We start from the raw sequence: 9,706 nt of genomic DNA on the forward strand, positions 1-9,706 counted from the left end.
ATTTACCTCTTTCTTCACAATCAATCATCAATGTATTGCTAATCATTTATAGAAAACATTATTTTGAATTTGACAATTTATTTTTATCTTGATACAATCGTTATATTTAAGTTAAAAGGTTAAATATGGTTAGATCTGTAATCCTCTTTCTCTTTTTCATTGCGTCAGTATTTGGCTCTGTTAATCTAAATTCGGCAAATTCTGCACAGCTTCAGACACTCGATGGAATTGGTCCAGCCAAAGCACAAGAAATTCTAAAATATCGTAAAATGCACGGTGGATTTAAGACAGTAGATGAATTGGTCAATGTAAAAGGGATCGGTCCGAAAATGATGATCAAATTAAAGCCGCAAGTTAGTGTCCGTTAAGGGATATAGACCTTATCGATCATTTCATTGTATTCACTCTGATATTCGCTATCAGAAGTGATCCCGCCGCCGCTTTTGTAGATGAGCTGCCCCTCAATATTTTCAATAAAACGGATCGCTACGGCACTGTAGAGATTTATTCCGTCAAAATGACCGAAAATGCCCGTAAAATAGCCTCGATCATACCCCTCAACCTCTTGGATAATCTCAACCGTTTTTCGCTTCGGTGTACCACTGATACTTCCTGCCGGCAAAAGAGCTTTTAACAACTCTCCCGCATTTTCTCTCCAGTTACCCTCTAAAATGCCGCTAATATGTGAACTAACTTGGTGAAGTCTTTTGTTTCCAGTATCAATGGTAGATATATAACGAAAATCTTCTACACGTATCTCTTTGGCAACTATCCCTAAATCATTACGGAGTAGATCGACGATCATGGTGTGCTCGGCAAACTCTTTCGGGTCATTTAAAATAGTATTGATAGCATTTGGTAGTGATGCGTCAATCGTCCCTTTCATAGGATAGGTATGAATGGTATTTCCCTCGATGGTGATAAAGGGCTCGGGAGAGAAGCAGACAAAACTATTCTTGACACGAAATTTATAGGGGGCATATGCCATGTTGTAAATTTCAGTTAGGGTGTACTCGGACTCTATCGGTGTGGGCTGGGTAAGATTTAGGAGATAGGTATTGCCGCTGCGGATGTGCTCTTGTATAGTATCAAACTTGTGACGATAATCCTCTATGGTGATGGGAAAAAAATTGGGCTTATGGGGAAAATTACTTTTATGAGGCGGATGATGGAACGAAAACTCGATATCATGTTCGGAGAGTTCATCTAAGCGATAAGAGTGTATTTGGAGCCCTTCAAAATCGGTATAAAAGAAACACGGCACTCCCGCGCTCACAAGAGAACTAAATCGCTGATACATTATGCGATGAGAGCTTTGAGGACGGCCATTCGGATTGCAACGCCGTTTTTTACTTGCTCCAGCACTTTGCAGCGCGAATCTTTGAGCATGCTATCATCAATATCGATGTTACGATGAACCGGTCCCGGATGAAGCAAGATTAAATCACGGTTCCCAACGAGCTCTTGGGTGATACAAAAATCGCTTCCGTAGTCTTTGAGTGAACCGTAGGTTTGATGCGAATGGCGCTCTGTTTGGGTGCGCAATGACATGATAGCATCTACATCATCAATCACATCACGAATAGAGTGTGTTGTGCGTAATGACGTTTCCGGAAGAAAGTGAGGTGGTGCTACGAGGGTAATCTCCATTCCGAATCGGGTCAATAATTCGATATTGCTGTTGGCGACACGGGAATTCTTGATATCACCGACGATAGCGATTTTTTTCCCTTTTAGATCACCGAAATGACGGCGGAGGGTAAAAAGATCGAGCAGCGCCTGCGTCGGATGCGCATGAGCACCATCTCCCGCATTGATGATCGAGGCGCGTGTATGCTGAGCAAGGATGTTTGGGACACCGGCATGGGCATGACGGACGATCATCGCATGCGGTCCCATAGCATCGAGGTTAAGCGCCGTATCGACAAGACTCTCCCCTTTTTGGGTTGAACTTTTTTGAACATCGAGGTGGACGACTTCGGCACCGAGCCGTTTGGCGGCGATTTCAAAGGAACTTTTGGTACGGGTAGAATTTTCAAAAAAGAGGGTAATGATGATTTTTTCTTTGAGGATCGGGTCAAATTGTCCCGCTAAATAGTGTTCGGCATCTTGTAAAACGCGAAGGATCTGCTCGGTGGTAAAATCGTCGGTACGGAGTAGATGTTTCATAATAGTGTCCTCATTTTTAGGTTGATATTGTATCTAAAAGTGCTTTGGCTATGACATCGATGTCGTGGTCGATACGGTAGATTGATCCAAAGCGATGATTTAGATAGGGCAGCGAAGTCTTTTCAAAAGTCTCATCGTCAGCTCGGCAGTTAAATCCGAGGATGAAGCGATAGTCGTTGTCCGATAGGGCTTTGGCGCTGAGCAGGGTATCGTTGATGCAGCCGAGGTTGCAGTGGGTAACAAGGAGTGTAACTGCGTTAAAATAACGGGGAAAATCGATCATCATCGTTTGTTTATCAATAGGAACGAATAAGCCGCCCGCCCCCTCAATGATCACAACGTCGCACAGCGCTTCAATTTTTGCCAGCGGAGCGTCGAATACGGAAAGATCTACACTCTCTCCTTGATTGGCAACAAACGGAGCCGCGGGGAGGGGAAACTGAAGCGGGACGATGTCGTTTATGCTCAGGGAGTGAAGCGCAGGATTATATCTGCAGGCAGTATCAAAAAGCTCTTTTCCATCCAAAGGGAAATTCTCTACACCCGTTTCAATCGGCTTGAAAACACCGACGCGCAAACCCAATGCAAAGAGTGCTTTGATAAGCTGCTTTGATGTATAGGTTTTGCCGACATTCGTATTGGTTGCGGTCACAAAAATCCGTTTAGACAAGAAAAGAGCCTTTTAGGTTATAATTGCTTAATTTTAATATAGGTTTGATGATGAATCGCTTTGAAGACTTTACAACCCGCATTGTTCAGCAAGTAGGGAAAAAAGAGGGACCGATTAGCCCAGTGATGGTGAACTCCGCATCGTTTGGGTACGGAGACAGTGAGACCGGAGAGGGGATATTTGAAGGCTCGATTAAAAAGCCTCTGTATGCTCGTGTCGGCAATCCGACCTCTGCACAGCTGGAGCAGGTTTTAGCCTCGATGGATGGCGGGATCGGTGCGGTGAGTGCATCGACGGGTATGGGTGCGATTGCAATGGCGACATTGAGCCTGCTTCGTGCCGGAGATGAGATTATCAGTATCGGGGGACTTTTCGGCGGAACTTACTCGTATTTTTCCGAAACCTTACCGCGTTTTGGAATTAGCACGAAATTTTTCGATGTCGATGCCCTCATAGAGGTTGAAAATGCGATTACGAGTGAAACAAAAGTCATCTTTTTGGAGAGTGTCGGAAATCCCAATATGCGCTTGCCCGATATTGCGACAATCGCTCAAATCGCAAACGCTCACGGAGTTGCATTGATCGTGGATAATACGACAACACCGATGAGTGTTCTTCCGCTCTTGCTTGGGGCTGATATTGTGGTCTATTCGACAACGAAAATCATTACGGGTAATGCATCCGCACTCGGCGGAGCGGTGGTGTATCGTCCGATTGCCGAAGGGGAAGATAAATTCAAAAGCGAGCGTTACCGCGATATTCAGCCGTTTATCCAAAAAATGGGAGCAATGGCACTGATCGCCGTTGCCAAAAAACGGGCCTTACGCGATTTCGGGATGTCCGCAAACGGATTTGGAAGCTATTTGACGATGCTCGGATTGGAGACACTGCCTCTGAGAATGGATCGGATCGTGACGACGATAGAGAGCGTTGCAGGAAAACTGAGTGAGGCAGGGTTTGTAGTAAATCATCCGTGTCTCGCAGATCACCCTCATCATGAACGCTACAAGACACAATTTGCCAACGGTTGCGGTACGATATTCACAATAGATTTAGGATCAAAAGAGAAGGCATTCGAATTTTTGAACCGATCAAAACTCATTACGATTACCGCCAATATCGGTGATAGCCGTACATTAGGGCTCCATATGGCATCGACGATATATCGTGATTTTGACGATGCGACGAAAGCATTTTTGGGGATAACTCCGGGATTGGTACGTATTTCAATCGGTTTGGAAAGTGCGTATGCGATTATAGATGATTTTATCTCTGCATCAAAAATTTAAAAAAATTTGGTATAGTTTACATATGGCGACGAAACACGAACACTCAACACATTTGGATCTGATGGTAGAGCATCCGAAACAATACAATGTTTTTTTGCTCAATGACGATTATACGTCGATGGATTTTGTGGTCGACATTTTGATGAAACTTTTCCGTAAAAACGTTCATGAAGCTCATAAAATTATGATGGAAGTCCATCAAAAAGGGCGCGGATTGTGCGGTGTTTATCCGTACGAGGTTGCCGAAACCAAGGTATATCAAGTTTCATCTTTGGCTCGTGAAAGCGGATTTCCCCTAAAAGCAACTCTGGAGGAGGCATAATCATGGTGAGTACCGAACTCAATGCGATTTTCCAAAAAGCGATCGGTTTTGCGCGTCATCAGCGGCACGAATATCTCACGATTGAACATGTTATGCTTTCGTTGCTCAATTCTCCGGACGGAGATGCGATTATCCGTTCCTGCGGTGCCGAAGTTGAGCATATCCGAGAAGCGTTAGCGGCATACCTGATGCAAACGATGGAGCCGCTCCCCGATGATGTGGATCAAGAACCGTTTGAAACGGTTGCACTGGCTCGGATGATCGATGGGATGATGCAGCATGTGCGCAGTGCTCAAAAAGAATCAGCCGATGTCGGAGATTTGATTGCGGCGGTATATGAGGAGCGTCACACCTACGCGTGTATGCTTCTCGAAGAGTACGGCATCAGCCGTGTCGATGTTCTCGAAGCGATTTCTCACCGTGATGTTGAGAATTCTCAGGAGGAATCTCGCAATGACGGAGCGCTCCAAAAATACGCGATCAATTTGATCGCCCAAGCCAAAAAAGGGAAAATCGATCCCGTAATCGGACGGGTTAATGAGATCGAACGCTCCATTCAAACACTGTGCCGCCGCAAGAAAAACAATCCGCTACTGATCGGTGAGCCGGGTGTCGGAAAAACAGCGATTGCTGAGGGGCTTGCATTGCGGATACTTTCCGGCGATGTTCCTGCATTGCTGGAAGATGCGGAGATTTTTGCCTTGGATTTGGGGGCAATGCTGGCAGGGACGAAATATCGGGGTGATTTTGAGAAACGGCTCAAAGCGGTGATGGATGAGGCGGCGGAACATCCCAATGCGATCCTTTTTATCGATGAAATCCATACGATTGTGGGTGCGGGTGCCGTAGGGGGCGGAAGCATGGATGCTTCCAATCAGCTCAAACCCGCACTTGCTTCGGGAGCACTAAGATGCATGGGTGCAACAACCCATGCCGAATACCGGAGTGTATTTGAAAAGGATCGCGCGCTCAGCCGCCGTTTTGCCCGAATTGAAGTGGGCGAACCGAGTGAAGAAGAGAGCTTTTTGATCCTCAAAGGGCTTCGGGCTCGATACGAAAAACATCATGGGGTGAAATACACCGACAAAGCACTGCGCTCTGCGGTTGATTTGTCTAAAAAATATATTACCGATCGGTTTTTACCCGATGTGGCGATCGATTTGATCGATGAAGCGGGGGCGGCATTTCATCTTAAAACCCATAAACGTACTACGATTACCCCGCATGATATTGAGAATGTTATTGCCAAAATGACGGGAATCCCAACCTCTAAAATGGGGACGGACGATCGAGAAAAACTCGCTTCGTTGGAGAGCGATCTAAAAAGAGTCGTTATCGGACAGGATAGTGCCGTTGAAAAAGTGGTCAAAGCGATTAAGCGCTCCTATGCAGGTTTGAGCGCACCGCAAAAACCGATCGCATCTTTTTTGTTTTCGGGACCGACCGGTGTCGGCAAAACGGAGCTGGCCAAATCGCTCTCCGAAACATTGGGGATCTATTTCGAGCGATTTGATATGTCCGAATATATGGAGAAACATTCTCTGAGTCGTCTCATCGGTGCTCCTCCGGGGTATGTGGGATTTGAGCAGGGGGGATTGCTGGTTGAGACGGTACGTAAACATCCGTACATGGTATTACTCCTCGATGAGATCGAAAAAGCCCATCCCGATTTGATGAATGTTTTATTACAGGTCATGGACAGTGCGACACTCACTGATAATACGGGATTTAAAGCCAACTTTGCCAATGTAATCTTGGTGATGACCTCCAATATCGGAGCGAGTGAGCGGACGGTTATGGGATTTAATGCCGACAGCTCCATTTCCCGCCATGAAGCGCTCAAGAGCTTTTTTACCCCGGAATTTAGAAATCGGCTGGACGGGGTGATCGAGTTTGCTTCGTTGCCGATAAACGTGGTAGAGGGGATTGTGGATAAATTCATCGCTCAACTCAATCTTCAGCTAAAAGCGAAGAAAGTGACCGTTACACTCAGCGAGAAAGCCAAATCCTATATCGCTAAAATCGGATACGACAAAGCAATGGGGGCGCGACCTCTTGGCCGCGTGATCTCAGAGAAGATCAAAGATCCGCTGGTGGATGAGATGCTCTTTGGGCGTTTGGTGCAAGGTGGAAAAGTATTGGTAGATTATACCGATGAGCTCCTATTTGATTATGCGGTATGATTCCTCGCCTTAGCTATCATCTATCGTTTCCTAATCCGCTGCTGCATACCTCACAAGAAGGGATTGTAGCGTATGGCGGTGATCTTTCCCCTTCGCGTCTTATGCTGGCGTATCGGATGGGAATTTTTCCGTGGTACAGTAAGCGCGATCCGATTCTTTGGTGGTCTCCCGATCCGAGACTCATATTGGAATTGGATGATTTTAAATTGAGCCGTTCGTTGCGCAAAAAAATTCCGCAGTTTGAAATCTGTTTTGACTGTGCGTTTTCAGAGGTTATTCGGGCGTGTTCGAGCGTACCGCGCCGAGGTCAAAACGGGAGCTGGATTGTTCCGGATATGATAGAGGCGTATGAGAACCTTCATGCTTTGGGATATGCCCATAGTGTAGAGGCATATCAAAACGGAACTCTTGTCGGGGGGCTTTATGGGGTCTCATCGGGAAGTGTCTTTTGTGGCGAGTCGATGTTTGCCAAAGTTTCCGATGCCTCAAAAGTAGCCTTGGCTGTTTTGGTAGAGCGTCTCAAAGAGTGGGGATATGATTTCATCGATTGTCAGGTACCGACCGAACATTTAAAAAGTTTGGGGGCCAAAGAGGTATCTCGTGCTGTTTTTTTAGAACGTCTTTCGAAAATATCGGGATCCTCTCCGATTGAATCTGCTTGGAAGATGAGAAATCTTTAAGGAATATTCTTTTATACTTTTCATTAATTCTTATGAAAAAAGGGTTTCTATGAAAAAAGTTTTAATCAGTATCGCTGCTATCGCGGCACTCAGTAGCGCAGCGTTCGCTACCGTTAATAGCCAAACAGGATGCGGTCTTGGGTCTCAAATCATTCATGATGACAGCTCTGCGGTGATGTTGGCACTTCAAGCGACTACCAACTCAACATTGGGAAATCAAACATTCGGAATCACATCCGGAACATCAGGATGTAAAAAAGCGAAATTCGTTATGAATGAGCGTGCTGCCGAATTCGTAGCGTCAAACATGGATCAACTCTCTCGTGAAATCGCAATCGGACAAGGGGAGAGCGTTTCGACGTTGGCAGAGCTTTTGAACGTTGAAAATAAAGCTGAATTTGCTGCAGCCCTTCAAGCGAACTATAACGCTATTTACACCAGCGAAAAAGCCGATATGGCAACGGTTCTCGATAACGTTTCTACTATCGCCGGTTAATCACATTTTCAGAACGCAGTGAATGCGCTCTGAAATACTCTAAGGTTTTTTTTGCCATTCTTTTTCTTATTATGTGCGCTGAGTTTATCGCTCCATGCAGTGATGACCGATAAACTGATCGCACAAGCGCATGCCAAACATCTTTCGGATCAGCGTTATTGGCATTTGTTGATGCACTCTCCTCACGACGAAAGTGAAATCGATGATTCGGCATTTTTTCTCTCTAGCGAAGGAAAACAAAACCTATCTTCCGAGCTCGATGCAACCATCCGCCATTTCAACGAAGATACAAACCGAACCAATGAGAGCGTATTTTGTCGATTTCCTGCACGTCGGGCATGGTTGGAGCACGAACTTAACACCTCATTCGGCGAGGGAGAATGCAATGAGTATGATGCTCTTGTCGCCAAAATGGATCCTCAAAAAGTGACACTGGTTTTCCCGAGTGCCCATATCAACTCCCCAGCCTCGATGTTCGGTCATACTTTTTTGCGGATCGATTCGTCGATGGAATCCAAAATGATGTCGTATGCCATCAATTATGCGGCGCATACTGATGATACCAACGGGTTGTTATTTGCGTACAAAGGGCTCTTCGGAGGCTATTACGGGTACTATTCAATGCTTCCGTATTATGAAAAGCTCAAAGAATACCGCGACAGCGAATCGCGGGATGTATGGGAATATGATTTGAATCTGACGCACGATGAAGTGATGGCGATGGTGCGTCATATCTGGGAGTTGCAGCGGATTAATTCATGGTACTATTTTTTTGATGAAAATTGTTCCTATCACATGCTTTGGTTGACCGAAATTGCCCGCCCTTCGGTTCATCTGAGAGACCATTTTTGGTATTACATCATCCCTCCTGAGACGGTATACGCTTTTGAAGACGAAAACTTGGTAGTTGACAAACATTACCGCCCCTCGAAAAGGACGAAGCTCTTATCGTATGAAGCGCAATTATCATCGGAAGGGATTCGCGCCGTACTCAACCTCGCATCCGGCGATATGAAATCCGATGATTCGGAGCTTTTGCGTTTTTCGGATCAGGAGAGACGGTATATTTTCGAAGCCGCCGCGGAATTGATCGAGTACCGATATATCGAAGGGAAGCTTTCCAAAGAGACCTATGCGCTTCGCTATCATTCATTCTTGTCCGAACGCGCACATTTGGGTGGGGGAGCGCCAATTACGATAGAGAAAAAGCCGAACCCCGACACGGCACATCGAGCGGCACGGATCGTTTTAGGCAAAGAGTGGATGGAGAATCGTTCCCCTTTTTTAATCGGGTGGCGTCCCGCTTTTCATGATATCGGCGAAGACGATACCGGACATCTTTTTGGTGCGCAGATTGAATTTCTCGATGCGGTAGTGGGAGTAGAGGAAGAAAAAGTGACTCCGGAAAAGCTTACGGTACTTTCTTTGGCGTCAATCGCTCCGGTAAGCCATTTTTTCAAACCGTTTTCATGGCGGATGAAAAGCGGTTGGGATCGAGACTATGGAGACGATCACCTCAGTTTTGTTACCCGCGTGGGAGCGGGTGCATCCGTGGGAAATGAATATATGTACGGGTACGTATTGAGCGAACCTGAGGTAAGATTAGGCTCTAATGCGGACATCGGATTGGGTTTTACCGCAGGTGTGGCACTCAATTGGGGAAATAGGATGAAAACCTTTAGTGAAATGGGGCATGTTTTTTATCTTGACAATCACGATCAAAGCCGTTTTTGTTTTTCGCATCTGTGGCAATGGAACGGACATGTCGCAGTCAATGCGAAATATGAACGTATTGAGCAACGTTATGACGAGGATCGCTATACCTTGGGAGTGAATTTTTATTTTTAATGATTTTTAGGCATAATTGGCACACTTAGACATACGGAGCTTTTGAGAT

General features: G+C 45.8%; 10 protein-coding genes. 7 read left to right on the forward strand and 3 right to left on the reverse strand.

Annotated features, from left to right (window positions below; genetic code table 11):
• The first annotated feature begins 125 nt into the window (after positions 1-125).
• Entirely contained in the window at positions 126-368 is a 243-nt protein-coding gene (locus JHC35_RS08850) for a helix-hairpin-helix domain-containing protein (RefSeq protein WP_295044380.1), read from the forward strand.
• On the opposite strand, the gene JHC35_RS08855 is transcribed toward JHC35_RS08850, so the two are convergent.
• Genes JHC35_RS08855 through bioD form a run of 3 tightly spaced genes read right to left on the reverse strand, consistent with a single transcriptional unit; the run spans position 365 to position 2,839 of the window.
• Positions 365-1,300: an aminodeoxychorismate synthase component I gene (locus JHC35_RS08855; RefSeq protein WP_295044383.1), complete on the reverse strand. Its 936-nt coding sequence runs from the start codon at positions 1,298-1,300 to the stop codon at positions 365-367. The genes JHC35_RS08850 and JHC35_RS08855 overlap by 4 nt on opposite strands.
• Positions 1,300-2,169, reverse strand: a complete 870-nt coding sequence (locus JHC35_RS08860) for an aspartate carbamoyltransferase catalytic subunit (protein WP_295044386.1) — start codon at positions 2,167-2,169, stop codon at positions 1,300-1,302. The genes JHC35_RS08855 and JHC35_RS08860 overlap by 1 nt, the downstream gene beginning before the upstream one ends.
• A gap of 16 nt (positions 2,170-2,185) precedes the next feature.
• Positions 2,186-2,839 carry a dethiobiotin synthase gene (gene bioD / locus JHC35_RS08865; RefSeq protein WP_295044389.1) on the reverse strand — a complete coding sequence of 218 codons (654 nt, stop codon included), beginning with the start codon at positions 2,837-2,839 and terminating at the stop codon, positions 2,186-2,188.
• A 50-nt stretch (positions 2,840-2,889) separates the two neighbouring features.
• Here bioD and JHC35_RS08870 point away from each other — a divergent pair, with 50 nt between their 5' ends.
• Genes JHC35_RS08870 through JHC35_RS08895 form a run of 6 tightly spaced genes read left to right on the forward strand, consistent with a single transcriptional unit; the run spans position 2,890 to position 9,657 of the window.
• Positions 2,890-4,128: an aminotransferase class I/II-fold pyridoxal phosphate-dependent enzyme gene (locus JHC35_RS08870; RefSeq protein WP_295044392.1), complete on the forward strand. Its 1,239-nt coding sequence runs from the start codon at positions 2,890-2,892 to the stop codon at positions 4,126-4,128.
• Between the two features lie 22 nt (positions 4,129-4,150).
• Positions 4,151-4,450 carry an ATP-dependent Clp protease adaptor ClpS gene (locus tag JHC35_RS08875; RefSeq protein ID WP_295044395.1) on the forward strand — a complete coding sequence of 100 codons (300 nt, stop codon included), beginning with the start codon at positions 4,151-4,153 and terminating at the stop codon, positions 4,448-4,450.
• Between the two features lie 2 nt (positions 4,451-4,452).
• On the forward strand, positions 4,453-6,633 hold the full coding sequence (clpA, locus tag JHC35_RS08880; RefSeq protein ID WP_295044397.1) for an ATP-dependent Clp protease ATP-binding subunit ClpA: 2,181 nt from the start codon (positions 4,453-4,455) through the stop codon (positions 6,631-6,633).
• Positions 6,630-7,313 carry a leucyl/phenylalanyl-tRNA--protein transferase gene (gene aat / locus JHC35_RS08885; RefSeq protein ID WP_295044399.1) on the forward strand — a complete coding sequence of 228 codons (684 nt, stop codon included), beginning with the start codon at positions 6,630-6,632 and terminating at the stop codon, positions 7,311-7,313. The genes clpA and aat overlap by 4 nt, the downstream gene beginning before the upstream one ends.
• A gap of 49 nt (positions 7,314-7,362) precedes the next feature.
• The gene (locus tag JHC35_RS08890) at positions 7,363-7,809 is read left to right on the forward strand and encodes a DUF3015 family protein (RefSeq protein WP_295044402.1); all 447 of its coding nucleotides are present in this window, start codon (positions 7,363-7,365) and stop codon (positions 7,807-7,809) included.
• A 51-nt stretch (positions 7,810-7,860) separates the two neighbouring features.
• Positions 7,861-9,657 (forward strand): DUF4105 domain-containing protein, encoded by a 1,797-nt coding sequence (locus JHC35_RS08895; protein WP_295044405.1) that lies wholly within the window; start codon positions 7,861-7,863, stop codon positions 9,655-9,657.
• Positions 9,658-9,706: the final 49 nt, after the last annotated feature.

Source organism: Sulfuricurvum sp. (genome assembly GCF_022759005.1).
GTDB lineage: Bacteria > Campylobacterota > Campylobacteria > Campylobacterales > Sulfurimonadaceae > Sulfuricurvum.